The sequence below is a fragment of the Treponema maltophilum ATCC 51939 genome (assembly GCF_000413055.1).
Taxonomy (GTDB): Bacteria; Spirochaetota; Spirochaetia; order Treponematales; family Treponemataceae; genus Treponema_C; species Treponema_C maltophilum.
On the sequence record NZ_KE332518.1, the window covers coordinates 2,067,617 to 2,084,635 of the forward strand.

The 17,019-nt window shown below is 46.2% G+C and carries 16 protein-coding genes; 4 read left to right on the forward strand and 12 right to left on the reverse strand.

What is annotated here, in order from left to right:
• Positions 1-48 precede the first annotated feature (48 nt).
• The 3 genes from HMPREF9194_RS09515 to lgt are packed head-to-tail and all read left to right on the forward strand — an operon-like array spanning position 49 to position 2,756.
• Entirely contained in the window at positions 49-642 is a 594-nt protein-coding gene (locus tag HMPREF9194_RS09515) for a hypothetical protein (protein WP_016526158.1), read from the forward strand.
• Entirely contained in the window at positions 633-1,766 is a 1,134-nt protein-coding gene (locus tag HMPREF9194_RS09520; RefSeq protein ID WP_016526159.1) for a P-loop NTPase, read from the forward strand. Before HMPREF9194_RS09515 ends, HMPREF9194_RS09520 begins: the two co-directional genes overlap by 10 nt.
• Positions 1,767-1,775: 9 nt before the next feature.
• Complete coding sequence (lgt, locus tag HMPREF9194_RS09525; protein WP_016526160.1) at positions 1,776-2,756, forward strand: prolipoprotein diacylglyceryl transferase; 981 nt, start codon at positions 1,776-1,778, stop codon at positions 2,754-2,756.
• Positions 2,757-2,783: 27 nt separating this feature from the next.
• On the opposite strand, the gene HMPREF9194_RS09530 is transcribed toward lgt, so the two are convergent.
• From HMPREF9194_RS09530 to HMPREF9194_RS09570, 8 genes are all read right to left on the reverse strand, one after another.
• Entirely contained in the window at positions 2,784-3,026 is a 243-nt protein-coding gene (locus HMPREF9194_RS09530) for a hypothetical protein (protein ID WP_040846322.1), read from the reverse strand.
• A gap of 270 nt (positions 3,027-3,296) precedes the next feature.
• Positions 3,297-4,808 (reverse strand): SH3 domain-containing protein, encoded by a 1,512-nt coding sequence (locus tag HMPREF9194_RS09535; RefSeq protein ID WP_016526161.1) that lies wholly within the window; start codon positions 4,806-4,808, stop codon positions 3,297-3,299.
• 143 nt (positions 4,809-4,951) lie between these two features.
• Entirely contained in the window at positions 4,952-5,536 is a 585-nt protein-coding gene (locus HMPREF9194_RS09540; RefSeq protein WP_016526162.1) for a hypothetical protein, read from the reverse strand.
• A gap of 19 nt (positions 5,537-5,555) precedes the next feature.
• Positions 5,556-5,972 carry a hypothetical protein gene (locus HMPREF9194_RS09545; RefSeq protein WP_156828027.1) on the reverse strand — a complete coding sequence of 139 codons (417 nt, stop codon included), beginning with the start codon at positions 5,970-5,972 and terminating at the stop codon, positions 5,556-5,558.
• Between the two features lie 128 nt (positions 5,973-6,100).
• Positions 6,101-7,573, reverse strand: coding sequence for a L,D-transpeptidase family protein (locus HMPREF9194_RS11960; protein WP_016526164.1), 1,473 nt, complete (start codon positions 7,571-7,573; stop codon positions 6,101-6,103).
• 370 nt (positions 7,574-7,943) lie between these two features.
• Positions 7,944-8,819 carry an NADase-type glycan-binding domain-containing protein gene (locus HMPREF9194_RS09555; protein WP_016526165.1) on the reverse strand — a complete coding sequence of 292 codons (876 nt, stop codon included), beginning with the start codon at positions 8,817-8,819 and terminating at the stop codon, positions 7,944-7,946.
• A gap of 412 nt (positions 8,820-9,231) precedes the next feature.
• Positions 9,232-11,199, reverse strand: coding sequence for a transketolase (gene tkt, locus HMPREF9194_RS09565; RefSeq protein ID WP_016526166.1), 1,968 nt, complete (start codon positions 11,197-11,199; stop codon positions 9,232-9,234).
• Between the two features lie 12 nt (positions 11,200-11,211).
• Positions 11,212-12,684: a hypothetical protein gene (locus tag HMPREF9194_RS09570; protein ID WP_016526167.1), complete on the reverse strand. Its 1,473-nt coding sequence runs from the start codon at positions 12,682-12,684 to the stop codon at positions 11,212-11,214.
• Between the two features lie 577 nt (positions 12,685-13,261).
• Here HMPREF9194_RS09570 and HMPREF9194_RS09580 point away from each other — a divergent pair.
• Complete coding sequence (locus HMPREF9194_RS09580) at positions 13,262-13,684, forward strand: Hsp20/alpha crystallin family protein (RefSeq protein ID WP_016526168.1); 423 nt, start codon at positions 13,262-13,264, stop codon at positions 13,682-13,684.
• 163 nt (positions 13,685-13,847) lie between these two features.
• Here the strand turns inward: HMPREF9194_RS09580 and HMPREF9194_RS09585 are convergent, their stop codons facing one another.
• From HMPREF9194_RS09585 to HMPREF9194_RS09600, 4 genes are read right to left on the reverse strand one after another with little or no spacing between them, the layout of a single operon-like run.
• Entirely contained in the window at positions 13,848-14,486 is a 639-nt protein-coding gene (locus HMPREF9194_RS09585) for a CBS and ACT domain-containing protein (protein ID WP_016526169.1), read from the reverse strand.
• A 12-nt stretch (positions 14,487-14,498) separates the two neighbouring features.
• Positions 14,499-15,203: an ABC transporter ATP-binding protein gene (locus HMPREF9194_RS09590; RefSeq protein ID WP_016526170.1), complete on the reverse strand. Its 705-nt coding sequence runs from the start codon at positions 15,201-15,203 to the stop codon at positions 14,499-14,501.
• The gene (locus tag HMPREF9194_RS09595; protein WP_016526171.1) at positions 15,196-15,999 is read right to left on the reverse strand and encodes an ABC transporter ATP-binding protein; all 804 of its coding nucleotides are present in this window, start codon (positions 15,997-15,999) and stop codon (positions 15,196-15,198) included. The genes HMPREF9194_RS09590 and HMPREF9194_RS09595 overlap by 8 nt, the downstream gene beginning before the upstream one ends.
• Entirely contained in the window at positions 15,989-17,017 is a 1,029-nt protein-coding gene (locus HMPREF9194_RS09600) for a branched-chain amino acid ABC transporter permease (protein WP_016526172.1), read from the reverse strand. Before HMPREF9194_RS09600 ends, HMPREF9194_RS09595 begins: the two co-directional genes overlap by 11 nt.
• Positions 17,018-17,019: the final 2 nt, after the last annotated feature.

The window sequence follows — 17,019 nt, forward strand, 5'->3', positions numbered from 1 at the left end:
TGAACGCTCGCCGCATATTATTTCTCCCGAATTCTTTATAAGTCTAGTATGATTCGATTCCCGCGTCAAGATTCGCCCGCCTTAGCAAACTCAGCCGGCTTCGGTAAAGTCGTCAGCTTCAACCAATCCGTTACCAATTTTTTGCGTTCTTATTCCCCCGCTCTGTTGCCTGCCGCATACGATTCGGGTATAATGGGAAAAGGAAATGCATACATGAGCAAAAAATCGCTTTTTTTTGCGGCTGCCGCCGCATACGAGATAATCCGTCTTTACTTTGTCCTCACCCTCCAAACGGGAACGTCTTCGGCAACGGGACTTCTGTCGTGGTATGCGGCCGTCCCGCTTCTTATGGTGCCTTTTTTTCTATTATATGCGATGGAAAAAGGCGGCGGGGAAAAAGCTTTTGCCGCAAACCTGTACGGCTGTATAAAGATTGCGAGCGCCGCCGGTTTTGCGCTTTTTGTGTGCCGCACATTTTTACAAACCGATCGGGGACGGTACCTTTTTATAAACAGATTTGTTTCTTTAAAAACATTCATATTTATAATGCTTTTTTTTGTAATTGATGTTATACTGGCTGCAGCGGTTATGATAAAAAATTATAAGCAAAACAAAACGACGGAAGGTGAACCATGCAAATAATCCCCGTTGCGAGCGGAAAAGGCGGCGTAGGCAAAAGCCTTTTGTCCGCAAATCTTGCCGTTACCTTGGGCAAAGCAGGAAAAGACGTTATCCTTGCCGACCTCGATTTGGGCGCTTCAAACCTGCACTTGGCAATCGGCCAGCAGGCGCCCAAAAAAGGCTTGGGAACCTTTTTGTCGGGTGCGTCCGATTTTGAAGAAATCATCATGCCTTCGGGCTATAAAAACGTGCGCTTCATTGCGGGCGATTCCGAAATTCCCGGACTCACCGCATTGAGCCTGTCGCAAAAGAATACGCTTATAAAAAAATTCCAGCACATAGAAACAGATTATTTGATTTTGGATTTGGGAGCCGGAACGCATTTAACCATTTTGGATATGTTTTTGCTTTCGCCGCAGGGTATCCTCGTTACGGCACCGACCGTTACGGCAACACTGAACGGCTATCTGTTTTTGAAAAATGTGCTGTTCCGCCTTATGTACAATTCGTTTAAAAAGAATTCAAAAGCATACCAATATCTTGAACAATTGAAAAGCGATGCCTCGTCGTTGCAGCGGCTCTACATCCCCAAACTGACGGAAACCATCATCCGGCTTGATCCGAAAAGCGCGGAAGTTTTTATTAAACGCATTCAAAAATTCAAGCCGCGCCTCGTTATGAACATGATCGAAAACCCGAAAGACGCCGACCGCGCGATGAAGATACGCCGCTCATGCACCGAATATTTGGGACTGACGATGGACTATTTGGGCGTTGTGTACCGCGACCCGATGCAGGATGTGGCGCTTTCTTCCCGCCTTCCGATAACGGTGTACAAACCGCAGTCGATTTTGTCGCAATCGATTTACCGCATCGCCGATAAAATCATGCAGTCGGAAGATTTGAATTTCGATGACGCGGGACTTCCCGCCGACAGCTTCGACCTTGTGGGTACCGAAGCCGAAGAAGACTACGAAGCGAAGATGTCTTACGTGGAAGATTTAATCGGAAGCGGCGCCTTAACGACGGCGGAACTTGCCGACACGATAAAGGCTCAGCAATACGAAATCACTCAGCTGCGAAAAGAAAACGTGCTTTTAAAATCGAAAATCGTAAAAGCGCACGCGCAAGGCTTCAGACTTTAAGGACAACCTATGTTTTTGGCAATACAATACCCTTCATGGCTCCATCCGCAAATTTTTCCCGGAGTTCCGTTTTTAAACATCATACATTGGTACGGTCTTATGTACGTGTGCGCGTTTGCAACCGCCATATGGATTTTTACCAAACTGCAAAAAGAAGGCATGCTCGATTCGCCCGAAAAAAAAGCGACGCAGGATGACGTTTTCAGTTTTTTCACCTTCGGCATTGTCGGTCTGCTGTTAGGCGCCCGCGTGTTCTCTACGCTTGTATACGACCAAAGCGGCGTATACCGGCAGGAACCATGGCTTATTTTTTGGCCGTTCAGCAAATCCGGTACCTTCACCGGTTTAGCCGGCATGTCCTATCACGGCGGCTTTATCGGCGGCTTGGCCGGTATGCTTATATGGTGCGCCAAAAACAAACGCCCCGCACTGCAATGGATGGACGCAATGGGAACGGCGATTCCGCTCGGCTACACCTTCGGACGCCTCGGCAACTTTTTTAACGCCGAGCTGTACGGGCGCATTACGACCGTCCCGTGGGGTATGATTTTTCCCGATGCGCCGAAGTTTTCGCTGTCGATCGGTTGGGTACGCAAAATAGCCGAAGAAGCCGGCCTGCGCATTGCCGCCGATGCGACACTCGTCAATTTGCCGCGCCACCCCAGCCAATTGTACGAAGCCTTTTTTGAAGGCATTGTCCTTTTTGCGCTTTTATGGTTTTTGCGCAAAAAAAAGCCCTTCCATGGTTTTTTAACCGCAGTCTATACGGGAGGCTACGGCATCGTACGCTTTATTATAGAATATTTCCGCGAACCCGATGCCGACATCGGCTACCGAATCAGCGTACAGACCGACGCTCCCATTTACTTTAATCAGTCATTGCTCAATTTATCGACCGGCCAAGTTTTTTGCCTTGCGATGATTTTATCTTCGTGCATACTTCTCGCTGTCCTCGCAATCCGCAGCCGGAAGCGACGGCCGTCATCATAAGAGCCGGCCGGCACAACCCGCGAGTTTTTAAAAATCTTTGCAGTAAAACATGCGGCCGTCTTTTCTGTCGACCAATACATCTTCGCCGTTATACTTTGCTTTGATAAAATAAGGAATAAGCAAACGCTTTTGTTTTTGCGTATCGGTAAAACCGTCCTTTCCAAGGATTCTCGCGTCATCGACAGTGACTTGCTGCTCAGCGTCTTTTTCCTTTACAGCTTCTTTTGCACACCCGCTTAGAAAAAAGAACACGGCAATTGAAATGTACAAAAAATTTTCATAACAGATTCCTCCGCTGCTTTCGCAACGGTTTTATTCCCCATACCTATAAGTCGGATTTCGGAATAGAAAATTTTTCGAACATTTGGGCGGCGGCATTAAAATAAAATATAAAAAAATTTATGCATCGCCGACCTTCCGGTATAAAATTATCTTTTTCGCACCCTCACGGCTTTTGTACCGCAACATATCCTGCAAAGCACCAGCCTTTAATAGACACGAAGTGTTAAAAAAATATTCGCATTACAACCAACCCATAAATTATATATGCGTAAAACAAGTAATCCGTATTACCTTATTATTTTCAAAATAAAAAATCATACCGACCAATTCAAACTCATTATTGATATATTGTATCCTGTTTTTAGTAGACAAATATTCTTCGCCATAAGCACGAATAACTTCTTGCCTTGATGAACCGATTGTAATACCTGATTGCGTGCGAGCAGTAGGGGCAACAGTTGTAATAAATATAACGGCATTCATATTATTCCAACCTATTATAGTGTCGAGACTCTCATATCCTTCTATATCGCCGAATTTATAAAATTCCATAAAAGGAGCTTCCAATATAGTATTGGAAATCATCCCCTTAGGCTTTTTATCCCCCAGCCTTATCATTTTATTATCAATGATAAGATTATCAATACTGTCAAGCTTTTTATTACCGTTGCCGGAATTCTTTATAATAGGTGTTTCTCTATCGAGAACAGCTTTATATATTTTTTTCGCAGTTATATACCCCGAAAAGCACCAACCCTCCGTACCGTCCGGTAAACGCACCTTTACCCACGGCGCAGTTATGCCGTCGATTTTATCTTTTGCGCCGATTTCAAGTAGCCGCAGCCGTGTTCCCATGGTTATCATACGCAGTTTTGTTCCGTCCGTACCCGCCTTGTCGCGGATATTTAAATTTGCCTGTGTGTAAAATACGGTTGTTTCAAACGGAAGCTGCATATCAAATAAATTTTGTACGGATATATACAGTTTGTCATAGTAATCCAAAAATTCAAGCATCCAGGGCGGAAGTCGCTTTGAACGCTTTTCGATCTGTTCTCTGAATTGTTCTTGCTCTTTTCCCGAAATAAAAGCCCATGTATCTACATACGTATCCCTTCTAAAATATTCCGGGAAAAAAGATACAATGTCCAAATTCCAATCATAACAGTACATCTTTATAAAAGAAATACGGTCTTCTCCGTTTAGGAAAGCACATTCTATTATATACATTTGGGGACAGAATGCTCCTTCTCCTTCTGAAAAGCCTACTGCTGATTCTCCGATAATATTTTTATTATGTCGTAGCTTTTTATAAAGAGAAAAGCGTACACCTGATGTCAGACTTTCTCTATCGTCAAAAAGTACATACTCATCTTTTGCGGCTTTAGTTAAAAGTTCTACTATCTCATTGTAAGTTATAAAACCTCTACTGTAATACGGTTCTGCAAGACGGCGATTATATCCATATTCTTCACCGAATTCGGACAGCAAGGTACTACCGAAAAAGCGTTGTTTTGCTTTTTTGGGAATATCTTTTATATAGATATCATACGTTTCATAGGTATAACGAATTCTTTTTTGTTCTATCGTCATATCCTTAAACGTGATATCGGTTGCTTTATCATTTACTCCATCCGTCCGTGCACAAAAATTTTTCACAAAGTTTTCAGGTATAAGAGAGGCTATATCGCGTTCATCAATAACAAGCCCCTGCGAATACAAAAATATCGGAAAAAGAAAGAATAGAAACGTATACAGCACTCTCTTTTTCATAATTTGCCTCCGCTGTTCTCATAAGAACACTTAATCTCCATGCCTACAATTCCGATTCGGGAATTGAGAATTTTTCGAATATCCGGTCGGCGGCATTAAAATAAATAAAAAAGATTTATGCATCGCCGCCCTCCGGTATAAAGTTACCTTTGCTTCCATAAAGAAACCTTGATTATGGTTTTATCAGTATAATCAAATTGTACATACCAAGTCGCAAGCCCTTCCCCCTCCGTCCATACATCCTTTTTATACAACATAGTAATCGGAGAACCTCTACGTATTTCGGTTGGAGTACCGAATTCCGTCAACACGTCATACGGCGTTTTTCCGATATACGAACTCCACTTATCGCACAACGCAGTATACGTACAGAAAGATGCAGAGCGGATCTTATAGGATCCGTTATAAAGCGTATACCGAATTACAAATACTTTCGACTCCGCAATGACGGCAGCATCATAGATGCCTGAAAAGATCGTTTGCAGTTCTTCCTGCGTAACCGAATCGAGCATTCGATCAAAAGGAACTTCCTTGATCTCACATGGCTCATTATTAAGTTCAAACGGAGTAGGCGGAATATCGGCAAAGATGTCTTTTTCAAAAATATCACTTACCGTTATTTCATCTGAAAGGTCTTTTGCCTCCGCAGTTTCTGTTTTACTTATTTCTTTTGAACATGACATATTCATGCAAATAATCAATGCAACAATAAATCCGATATATTTCATATTCCTCCCTTTGCCGACCTCATTGTTCCCGCGCTAAAAGAATCTTAGTTATACGTTTTTTTTCGTAGTAAAAAGATATATAATATCCTTTGTCTGCATAAAGTATAACCGACGAATTCAGCTCCGTAGGCACGCCGAATATACGTAAGAGATAATCCGTACTCTTCCCTATATAAGGACTCCACTCAGAGGCAAAAGAAGCCTTTTGGGTCAATTCAACATATTGAAGCGTATAGTCGTCTTTGTACTGTGTATAAATAATACGGTTTTCGCCGACCGAACATATAACGACGCTTGTCCATTCACCCGCAAAGCGCCAATAGTCTTTTCGGGCTTCATCCTCACTCAACTGCTCTACCGTATATTTTTGTGTAATGAATTCGGGAGCCTTCGGTATGCCGGTAAAGATGTCCGATTCAAAGATATTCAGAGGCAAATCTTGCGTCTGTATTATTCGGTTTTGCTGTCCGTTTTTTATATTTTGAGCAACAACGGATATTCCCGTACTCAAAAATAGAACACAAATTACACTTATAAACAATAAAGGTCGACGATTAAACATAGTTAGTCCTTTACCCGCAAAAGAGCAAATCCATTGGAAGATTCTAGTGCAACGTCAATTTTATTTGCCAGCCATGCTGCATCTTGCTTACTTTCCAAACCTATACACCCCCAAGTACCATTGGGAGCAAAATGGATACCGTATCCTGTATCAGTTTGTATACCAGTCGGGATATAATTCCCATCTAAATTAGGCGTAGGTTTTCCTTGACTTTTAGGACCATATACAGGTACGTCTTGGAAAGCGTTAGTAGGGATAAAAACCCCTGATATATCGGGATTCGTACTTATTCTGCTCGTTCTACACTCCCATACTCCATTCGGGAATTGTCGAGGAAAATACCATTGGGATTCTGAGCCATCAAGAGGAAAAGTTGTTGCATCAGGCGTTTTCCTTAAATTATTTAATTCATTACGTACATGGTTTCGAGCGCTTATTGTAGTAACATGTGTTGGCTGCCAATCCCCGTTTGCTAACATTCGATAAGAAGTAATTTTTAAAGTTTCTTCACTTTTATCAAATGACATATACACAGCACTTTCACGCTTTCTTTTTTCAGGAAGCTTAAAATCATTAATAGATTGACTATTATTACTACTATTAGTAGTTTCTTCTTCTATTTTTTTATTTAATCGAGTCAATCTATCCCCGACAGTATCTTTAACACCGCGAACCGCCTTTCCTACACTATTACCGGCATTACCCCAAAATTCCTTAAAGCCCGACAAAACTCCGCCCTTTGTCCCGGAATTTATCGCTCCCGTATTTTTGCCGTGGTTTCTCCCCGTCGCTGCCGATTCTCCGCGCGGCGCTCCGCCTCCTTGCGTAGGGGACTTTTCCTCACCTTTGTTCGGCTTAGGCGATTCCCGACTTTGTCCAGACGGTGTATAGCTGTCGCTCCACGATCCGCTGTCCCGATCGGAATCTCTGTCCCGCTCAGGAGAATCACGGTCGAAAGATCCGCCGCCTGAAGAGCCTCCGGCGGAGCTGCTGCCGGAAGAGCCGGTATTCGTCCCGGCCGATTCCGCTCCGGAAGAACTGCCACCCGAAGGCGATGAGATTTCGGCATGCGGCGCTCCGCCTCCCTGTGTAGGAGATCTTTCTTCTTCCTTATTCGAGCCGCCGGACGCGTTCGAAACGCCTGAAGATTCCGAACCGTAGCTGCCCGACGAACTGCCGCCGTTTGATGTACCAGAACCGCTTCCGCTTGATGCGCTTGAACCGCTCGATGCCCCGCCGCCGGAAGAGCCTCCCGAGGAACCGCTGCCGGAAGAAGAACTTTCTCGGGGTGTATTGCTTGAATGCGGACAGGTGTCCGAGTTTTTGTCCGTCCTCGGATCGTCTTTTACCTGTTTACCTCCGTTTACTTCAAGCAACTCTTCAAAACTCAGTTCCCTGATTCCCGAAGCTTCGAATTCTTGTGCGGAAAATACCTGCGGTTCCGCAAAAACCCGACGTTTGTTTGTCTTTGACATTGTAACCTCCTGTAAGGGGGAAACGTGCCTGCCGGCTTTATGCAATCGGCAGTTCTCAACCCTTTACAGTTATTATCAGTCGCGACGAGCAAAAAAACAGAGTTTTTAAGAAAAAAAATTTATTTTTTTTCTTAAAACGGTAAGACGATAGCGGTGCTGAAAACAGACGTACGACAGCTATTATCTATAAATATGATGACTCCAAATGTGAATTTTGTAAAGCGAAAAAAAACGAAATCACAAAAAAGAATGGCGGATAAAAACCGATGAATAAACGAGGCCGTTTTTTTACCTTCACTTACAACGCCTAATTACATTCCAAAAAGTTTCTTGCCATATGTACTTTATCGATTGTAACCGGATTCCTCCGCTACTTTCGCAGACGTTTTAATACAATTCCCCCGATACAGGTGTCTTCATAGTGCGTACCCGGATACACTTCGACAATTTCCAATTCAACTTCGGTTCCTGCAAAATCATTTATATCGATAAACTGCGGGTTCGGTGTATCTTGTAATGCTATTACCCGACTCTTATTTGTTTTCATGTCGGTCATTTTGATTTTCTTGACGCGAGAATTCTTTTTATATAAATCAGGCCGCTCAAATGAAATAAATCCGTTGAAAATATAAAATCCGACCGTTTTACCTATAGCGAACTCTCCATCGTCATCGGCAACCGAAAAACGAACTTTTTCTCCGATCCCCGCCCCCGGCGCATTTTCGACCCACGGAGCATCCAAGCCGAATCTTTCCAGATTTTCCGGTGCATAATCCATACGCGGCCTTGTTGCCGTAGCCGGCTCTTTCAGGAAAGAAGATGCAGTTGTAGCCTTTGCAGGTGTAAGTACATACGACAGACATTCGGATTTTTCGAGTCCTACATATACAGGGCCTTCAGCACCCTTGTACGGCGCGATACGACTGTTCTTGAATAAATAACACACTTCATCATTCCATAAAATAATAAATTGTTTATTCTCTTCGCCTCTGATAAGGAACGGAATTGCGTGTTCCGTCCGTATTGTATACCCATTGATCTCCGTTAAAGAAGGCGGCACTCGTGATGTATATAAATTACCGAAAAAAGCCTTTTGTGCAGTCAAAATAACATAAGATTCTCTAAGCTCCAAGCCGCCATATCGATATTCCGCAATGACAGTGCCGTCTTCCGCATAACCGGCCGGCAAGCCGAGACAAAATAAAATCACTGTCATAATCAGAGTCAGGTTTGTTTTTTTTACCATGGAATATTTCCCCGCATATTCATTTGCAATATTGTAATAATTCCATAATCATTACGGGATATCGGGAACAAATAAATAAAATGTTTTTACTTCATTGTTCCACGAAAGATTAAGATTGTCTCCGACACTTTTACCGTCGCCGAAATGCGGAACTAAAACGAAAGAAGCCGGATACCCCGTTTTTTTTATCCCAAAATAATGCTTCGGCCTTATATCCGTAAAAGATTGCAGCACAGCAAAAATACAACATACACAATATCAGTATGTTTTTAGAAGTTATTTTTTCCAAGACTATACCTCCGATTGAATTCCCGTTTGCCCGGCAATTACAAGGGTTAGAGAAGCAAGAATACCATGAGCAGCCATAAGAAAAATTCTTTTCTTTAACATAGACAAAGCCCCCATCCGGATTTTATCCGGTTATAAGTTTTGCCAAAGCGTCGGCGGTAAAGCCGAAGTGTTTTGCAACCTGCGAACCCGGCGCCGACTCGCCGAATGAATGCAGGCAAAACAAATCTTTTTCGCTCGACGCAAAGCCTTCCCAGCCCATGGGGCTTCCGGCTTCGGCAACGATACGGCGGCCGCCCCTTCCCGCAACGGCTTCTTTAACCGCCGCAGGCTGGGAACGGAACAGTTCGCGGTCAACAACCGAAACGACGCGCACCTTTTTGCCCGTAACGTTTTTAGCCGCTTCGAGCGCGAGCGATACTTCCGAACCGGATGCAAAAATCGTAACGTCGGGCTTTGTGCCGCCCTTTTGCACAATGTATGCGCCGCACGAAAAGGTCGTGCGCCAGTCGGGATCGTCCTTTTTGTACACCGGCAAAGACTGCCTGCTCAGCGCGATGCAAACGGGGCTTTCTTTTGAAGCGAGCGCCGCCTTCCACGCTTCGGCCGTTTCTTCGGCATCTCCCGGGCGCAGTACCCGCAGGTTCGGAATGGCGCGCAAAGACGCAAGCGTTTCAATCGGCTGATGGGTCGGCCCGTCTTCGCCGACAAAAATCGAATCATGGGTCAGTACATAGATAACCGGTTGGCGCATCAAAGCCGACAAGCGTAAAGCGGGGCGCAGATAGTCGGCAAAAACCAAAAAGGTTGCGCAAAACGGGCGAAATCCGCCGTGCAGGGCGATACCGTTCGAAATCGCCGCCATCGCAAACTCGCGTATACCGAAGTGAATGTAGCGGCCGCCGCGCGACGAAGGCGAATAGGCCGTCGTGTCCGCGAGCTTAGTGCAGTTCGGCCCCTGCAAGTCCGCCGAGCCGCCGATTAAATTCGTATAGACTTTACTTAATTCCAGCAAAGCCGTACCCGAAGCATTCCGCGTTGCAAGCGAATCGCCTTCTTTGTACAAACTCATAAGCGGCTTTTTCGAAGGTTTCCCGGCAAAAAAGCGCTTCCATTCTTTTGCAAGTTCCGGATTTTCTTGTGCCCAGTCGGCAAACAACGCTTTCCACTCGTTTTCTTTTTTTGCCCAGCCTTCGCTTTTTGATTTAAAATACTCGCGGGCTTCGGGCACAACGTAAAATTCTTTATCGAGGGGAAGTCCGAGTTCTTTTTTCGCCGCGGCGATACCGGCATCTCCGAGCGGAGAACCGTGCGCTTTCGATGTTCCGGCAACCGTCGGCGCGCCCTTTCCGATAACCGAATCGAGAATAATCAGCGACGGCCGTTCGTCCGATTTTGCCTGTTCGGTCAGTAAGACGATGTTTTCCATATCGTACATAGAGCCGTGCAGCACTTGCCAGCCGTAGGCTTTATACCGTTCGGCGACATCTTCGCCGAAAACACCGTCGGTAGCGCCGTCGATCGTTATATTGTTTTTATCGTAAAAGACGATGAGCTTTCCGAGCTTCATGCTGCCGGCAAAACTCGACGCTTCCGACGAAACGCCTTCCATAAGGCAGCCTTCGCCGACGAGCGTATATGTATAATGGTCTACGATTTTATGCTTTGCGGTATTGAATTGTGCGGCCAAAACGGTTTCGGCAAGCGCCATACCTACGGCCATCGCAATGCCCTGCCCCAAGGGCCCGGTCGTCGCTTCCACGCCGTCGGTTAAGCCGTATTCGGGGTGTCCCGCACATGAGGAACCGAGCTGACGGAAATTCCGTATGTCTTTGAGCGATACTTTATAGCCGCTCAAGTGCAAAATCGCATAGTCGAACATCGAACCGTGTCCCGCCGACAAAATAAAGCGGTCGCGGTCGACCCAACGGGAATCGGCCGGATTGTGTTTCATGATTTCGCCGTAGAGTACGGCGGCAAGTTCCGCACAGCCGAGCGGCAAGCCCGGGTGTCCCGAATTCGCTTTTTGAATCGCGTCCATCGCAAGACTGCGCACGGAAAGAGATACCGCATTAAGCGCTTTTATGTTCATTTTATCCTCCTGTTATTTTATAACCGAAAACGCGTTTTTCTTTTTACGGTGCATAACGTCCGTTAAAACTTCTTCTATATCTTCAAAACTTGCGCTCATCCCGTCAAGAGATGCGGCGGCCGAATTCAAATCGGCATCGGTTACGTTTTCCTGATACAGCAGCACTTCGATAAGGTGTCCCGTATGGGCAAAAAGCTGCGATAAAATCACCAAATCCTGCTGCGGAAAAACATCCGCCGGCAGCCCGCACAAATCGAGCTCGCAAATAAGCGTTACGAGCGCCGAATACAATTCCAGCGCGGCTTGACGCACATCGCCCTTATTAAAATCGGTAAAGCGATTGTACGTTTCGGCCAGTGCGGCATAGCGCGATTCAAGGTGCAATAAAAACGTTTTAAGCTGCCAATCTTCGAGCACGTGCACTTCGGGAATAATCCGTTTTAAAACATCGGTTCTGCAGCGGTCTTTTCGGTACAGCGAATCGTAAATGTACGCGTCGACGATAAATTCGGGAACGGGAATTCCGATTTCGGCATACAGGGTATCTGAAATGTCGATTTCAGGCTGAATTTGTCCCTTCCACAAGGGCGAATCGTACACTTCTTCGCCCTTTTTCCACAAACGGGTTTCGACGCCGTATTCGGCAAACTCGATGCCGTGCGCCTGCTCAAGGAATTCTTCCATAGAACCGCACGCGGGAGTACACAAAAGCCGCGTATGCCCCAAATACGCAAGCGCAAGCTGCTCTTCGATGCCGGAACAGGGGCCGTAAGTGTCTATAACGTTTTGCAGGCACGAATCCATGTAGCGGTACCAAAAACTGCGCCGGTCGTCTTCGGCGGTCGATTCAAAAAGATGCGAACGCTCCTGCTTTAAAAACGAAAGCTCGACCGTTCCCTTGTCCCAATCGACGACTTTGGCAAGCAGGCGATCTTTGTAGGCGAAATTCCAGCGCTCATAGAGCGCTTTCATATTGCACACGGTTAAATTGATTTTATTGGGAATTTCGTAATCGTTTTCGGCAAAGTTGTATTTTTCGTTGCCCGGATCGAGTGCCAAAAACTGCGGAACGTATTCTTCGCCGAACAGGCGATACATATCCAAAATGTCGTCCGCCGCAACCGGAATACATCTTTTCGTCACGGCTTTTTTATCGGTATAAAAATTCAATTCGTGCGGAAACATTTCGGGATCGGTAAAGGGCATGCAACGGTGCCCGATAACCAAAATGCCCTCTTGTATTTCAAAACGCGAAGGTTTTATGCTGAAGTATTCGCCCGTAAAAAGCCCGGCGCGGCTTATATAGTCGTTTCCGTTCAGCTCGAACGCCAACGGATGCGAGTCAAGATATTCGGGAATCTCGCGCACGTTCACATGAAAGCCCTGCTGCAGCAAATGGCGCTGCACGGTTTTCGGCGTAAAAACGGCGGTATGCACCCGCAAAAACGCGTTTACCGCTTCAAACGGAAAGTCTTCTTTAACCATGACCGTTCAATTATACCACATAAATACAAAAAGGAAAATGCGCAACTCGGTCATGCAATGGCATGCCCTCGTTGCGCGAGTTTGCCGTAAGGCAAATCTCGGACAAAGGGTTGTACAGGGACGTACAATTCTTTGTCGCTATTCACAGGCACTTTTTTCGACTTTTTGTTCATACCGGATTCCCCGCGTTTGCTCAAAAGTCCCCCTTCTTTTTTATTTAAAAGCCATAACCGTGTCAAAATAACGCTTTTAAGACGTATATTTTTGATACACTGCGCCGTTTTTGCCGTATGCGCTGCATATTTAGCCGGAAATATCCTTCGTCCGTGCCGAATGTAAAGTGCACATTTTTACCCGCCGAAAGCCCCGTGTTTATCAAACCGTCTTATTCATTACTATACAACAAAATAAAAATCATCGCAAAAAAACGCGCGATTCCGTCTACGGCTCGGTAACACAGTTCCGCATCTATTAGGCTGTAAACGAAAAGTTGGCACGCTTATTGCAATATCATAAATGACGCACAGCGGCGCCGCCGCAATGCGAATATAAACGAAATCAATTCAGGAGGCACAAAATGAATACCTTATCCTTTTTTAATCCGAGATTTACATCCGACCTGTTCGATGTAATCGACCGCAACTTTTCGGAATCGCCGGCCAACGGCAAAAACCGGCTGCCGCGCGTAGACGTTCGGGAAACCAAAGACGCGTACATCCTCGACATGGAACTTCCCGGCTGCACCGATAAAGACGTGCAAATAAATTTGAAAGACCGCGTGCTTTCAATAAGCTCGGCAAAAGAGCAAAAAGAAGAAAAAACCGAAGGCGACTGGCTCATCAAAGAGCGCGTGTCGAGCAACTTTTCGCGCAGCTTTACGCTCCCCGAAGACATCGACAGCGAAAAGGTTTCGGCAGGTTTCAAAAACGGCTTGTTGTCGGTCAGCATCCCGCGCAGGGCCGAAACAAAATCCCGCGCAATCGCCATAACGGCAAACTAAGATTCCGATAAGGGGTTGGAGCTGTCCGAAAGCGAAAGTTTTCGGACAGTTTTTTAATTCCCTTATAACCGCAAAACTCATTAAAAATCAATACTTTTGCGGTTATAACCGGAAAAACTCAGTAAAAATTACGGTTTTTGCGGTTACAGACGGCAGCCCCCCGCTAGCGGATATCTTCGACAACGGCGCCTGTGTCTTTTAAGATATTTTGCAAAGCGTCTTTTTTTAAGCCGGAAACCTTTACCATGCAGCGCCGGTGTTTTACGTCTTCTCCTTCGGCGGTTACGAGCGACACGATGTTCCCGTCCGAGTCGGCAATGGCTTTTGCAAGGCGCGCAATTTGACCCGGTTTTTCATCGAGCGAAAACGTGGCGCGCACTCCCTGATGACGGGCGCCGAACATATCCACAAAGGCGTGGAAGAGATCTTTTTCGGTAACGATGCCGACTAAAAGGCTGCCGCGCATAACGGGCAGGCAGGTAATGTCTTTATCGGCCATAATGCGCGCGGCTTCTTCGACCACTTCCGTTTCCTGCACGATGCTTACGTCTTTTTCCATTATCTTGTCGACTTTAAGCTTCGACAGCAAATAGCTTATTTCGTACATGTCCAGCGTCGTAGCGGGCGACGGGCCGGCTTTAAGTAAGTCTTTTTTTGTAACAATCCCTACAAGGTTATCGTTTTTATCCAAAACGGGGAATTTGCTCACCCCTTCCTTTGTCATAAGCGCTTTAACGTCGTTTACGGACATATCGGGAGCAATACACACCGGATTTTTAGTCATAACATCGGCAACAATCATACTACCTTCCTTTTATCCGCCTAGATATGCTTTTTTTACCGATTCGTCTTTTATAAGCGAAGACGCTTCGGCGGTTTTTACGACGGATCCCGTTTCCAGAATATACGCTCTGTGCGCAATATTCAAGGCCTTAAACGCGTTTTGCTCAACCAATAAAATCGTCGTGCCCTCGGCATTGATTTCTTTAATTATCGAAAAAATTTCATCGACCAAAATAGGGGCAAGCCCCATGGACGGTTCGTCGAGCAGGAGCAGTTTGGGCTTCGACATAAGAGCGCGCCCCATAGCAAGCATTTGCTGTTCTCCGCCGGAAAGCGTGCCGCCCGTTTGACGGATGCGCTCCTTTAAGCGGGGGAAAAGCGTAAACACTTTTTCCATATCGCTTTTTATACCGCTGCGGTCTGTTCGCGTATAAGCGCCCAACTCGAGGTTTTCGTGAACGCTCATATTTGCAAAAATACGCCGGCCTTCCGGCACTTGGATAAGTCCCGTGCGAACTATGGAGTCGGGCGCGAGGCGGGTTATGTCCTGTCCCTCAAACATAACGGTTCCGCGTGTTTTTTTTACGATATTCGACAATGCGTGAAGCGTGGTCGTTTTTCCCGCTCCGTTCGAACCGATAAGGGAAATTATTTCGCCTTCATTCACTTCAAACGAAATGCCGTGCAAAGCTTCTATTGCGCCGTAATGTACGGTTAAATCTGTTACGTTAAGCATCGGAAGCGGCCTCCCCGCCCAAATAAGCTTTTATAACCGCGGGATTTTTTTGAATGTCCGCAGGTTTCCCTTCGGCAATAATCCGGCCGTAATCGAGCACAATGAGCCGCTCGCAAATTCCCATAACCAAATTCATATCGTGTTCTATAAGCAAAATCGTAAGGCCGAATTCCTTGCGGATAAACGCGATAAGCTGCATAAGTTCGGCCGTTTCCTGCGGATTCATTCCGGCGGCCGGTTCATCCAAAAGCAAAAGCAAGGGATTGGCGGCCAAAGCGCGGCAAATTTCAAGTTTGCGCTGTTCGCCGTAGGGAAGATTTTTTGCAAGTTCGTCTTTTTTATCCGCCATTTTGAACAGCGACAAAAGAGAACCTGCCTTTTCCTTCATGTGCTGTTCGTCTTTGTAAAAGCGTCCCGTGCGCAGCACCACGTCGAACGGGTTTACCTTGCGGCTCCCGTGCAGGGCAATGCGGATATTGTCTTCGGCGCTCAAATTGCCGAACAGGCGGATATTTTGAAAGGTACGCGCAATGCCGATGCGGTTCAATTTATCGCTCGAAAGCTTTTCGACGCTGTGCACGCGCCGTTTTTTGTCCCAAAAGTCAATGCTGCCTTCGGTAGGCATATATATGCCGGAAAGCATATTGAACACCGTTGTTTTTCCGGCGCCGTTCGGCCCGATTAAGCCGACCAGTTCGCCCTTATTCAACATGCAGGAAAAATTGCTCACCGCGCGCAAACCGCCGAATACGATGGAAATATCGTTTACCTGCATGAGCAATGTGCTATTGTCCATCGGAGGCCTCCGTTTTTGCGCGTTTTTTTAAGCCGCTGCGCGTCATAAGGCGAACCTTGTCCCACAGGGCAACAAAGGAAAGTTCTTTCATACCCAAAAGTCCCTGCGGCCGGAACAGCATAACAAAGATTAAAATCAGCGGATAAATAAGCAGCCGGAAGTCTTTCAGGAAGCGCAAAAATTCCTGCAAAAAAGTAAGCACAAAGGAGGCGATAACGGAACCGGTTAAAGAGCCCATACCGCCGAGAACGACAAAAATCAAGTAGTCGATGCTTCGGTTAAAGGATGCGAGGTCGGGTTTTATAAAGCCGATGAAGGGCGCATACAAAGCGCCGCCGATGCCGGCGATAAAAGAGGCGATCACAAAGCCGATCATTTTATAGCGGAATACGCCGATGCCGCTTGAAGATGCGGCGATCTCGTCTTCGCGCACGGCAAGAATCGCCCTGCCGTAGGTTGAACGCAAAAAATTCTGCACCAAAGCGATAATCAATATTAAAGAGCCGATGATAACCAGCCACGAAAGTTCGGGCGACAACGAAAGCAGTACCGCTGCCGGAGCGGTAAAACGCTTGCCGTTCGCCCCGCCGGTAATCTGCTTAAAATTGATTAAAAATACGCGTATGATTTCGCCGAAGCCGAGCGTTACGATCGCAAGGTAGTCGCCCGTAAGCTTTAAAGTCGGAAAGCCTATTAAAAAACCGGCGAAGGCGGTTATAAGGCCTGCGGCAAGAATCGCGAGCGGCAAAGGAAAACCCGCCGTTTCGGTTAAGATAATGGCCGAATACGCTCCGATCGCCATAAAACCGGCTTGTCCGAGCGAAAGCTGACCTGTAATACCGCACACGATATTGACGCTGAGCGCCATAACGGCATTGATGCCGCCGAGCGTGATGATCTGCGCCGTGTACGCGTCGATAACGGAAAAATGTATTAAAACAGTCGGAAGTAATAAAAAAAACAAAGCAAAGGCCGCGGGTACGGCCGTATTTTTAAAAGAACGGACGCCTTTTGCCATAA

Coding starts and splice junctions, on each gene's coding strand:
- HMPREF9194_RS09595 (WP_016526171.1), bottom strand. CDS start 15,999: ATGGACAATAGCACATTGCTCATGCAGGTAAACGATATTTCCATCGTA.
- tkt (WP_016526166.1), bottom strand. CDS start 11,199: ATGAACATAAAAGCGCTTAATGCGGTATCTCTTTCCGTGCGCAGTCTT.
- HMPREF9194_RS11960 (WP_016526164.1), bottom strand. CDS start 7,573: ATGTCAAAGACAAACAAACGTCGGGTTTTTGCGGAACCGCAGGTATTT.
- HMPREF9194_RS09590 (WP_016526170.1), bottom strand. CDS start 15,203: ATGCTTAACGTAACAGATTTAACCGTACATTACGGCGCAATAGAAGCT.
- HMPREF9194_RS09600 (WP_016526172.1), bottom strand. CDS start 17,017: ATGGCAAAAGGCGTCCGTTCTTTTAAAAATACGGCCGTACCCGCGGCC.
- lgt (WP_016526160.1), top strand. CDS start 1,776: ATGTTTTTGGCAATACAATACCCTTCATGGCTCCATCCGCAAATTTTT.
- HMPREF9194_RS09570 (WP_016526167.1), bottom strand. CDS start 12,684: ATGGTTAAAGAAGACTTTCCGTTTGAAGCGGTAAACGCGTTTTTGCGG.
- HMPREF9194_RS09540 (WP_016526162.1), bottom strand. CDS start 5,536: ATGAAATATATCGGATTTATTGTTGCATTGATTATTTGCATGAATATG.
- HMPREF9194_RS09535 (WP_016526161.1), bottom strand. CDS start 4,808: ATGAAAAAGAGAGTGCTGTATACGTTTCTATTCTTTCTTTTTCCGATA.
- HMPREF9194_RS09585 (WP_016526169.1), bottom strand. CDS start 14,486: ATGATTGTTGCCGATGTTATGACTAAAAATCCGGTGTGTATTGCTCCC.
- HMPREF9194_RS09555 (WP_016526165.1), bottom strand. CDS start 8,819: ATGGTAAAAAAAACAAACCTGACTCTGATTATGACAGTGATTTTATTT.
- HMPREF9194_RS09580 (WP_016526168.1), top strand. CDS start 13,262: ATGAATACCTTATCCTTTTTTAATCCGAGATTTACATCCGACCTGTTC.
- HMPREF9194_RS09520 (WP_016526159.1), top strand. CDS start 633: ATGCAAATAATCCCCGTTGCGAGCGGAAAAGGCGGCGTAGGCAAAAGC.
- HMPREF9194_RS09515 (WP_016526158.1), top strand. CDS start 49: ATGATTCGATTCCCGCGTCAAGATTCGCCCGCCTTAGCAAACTCAGCC.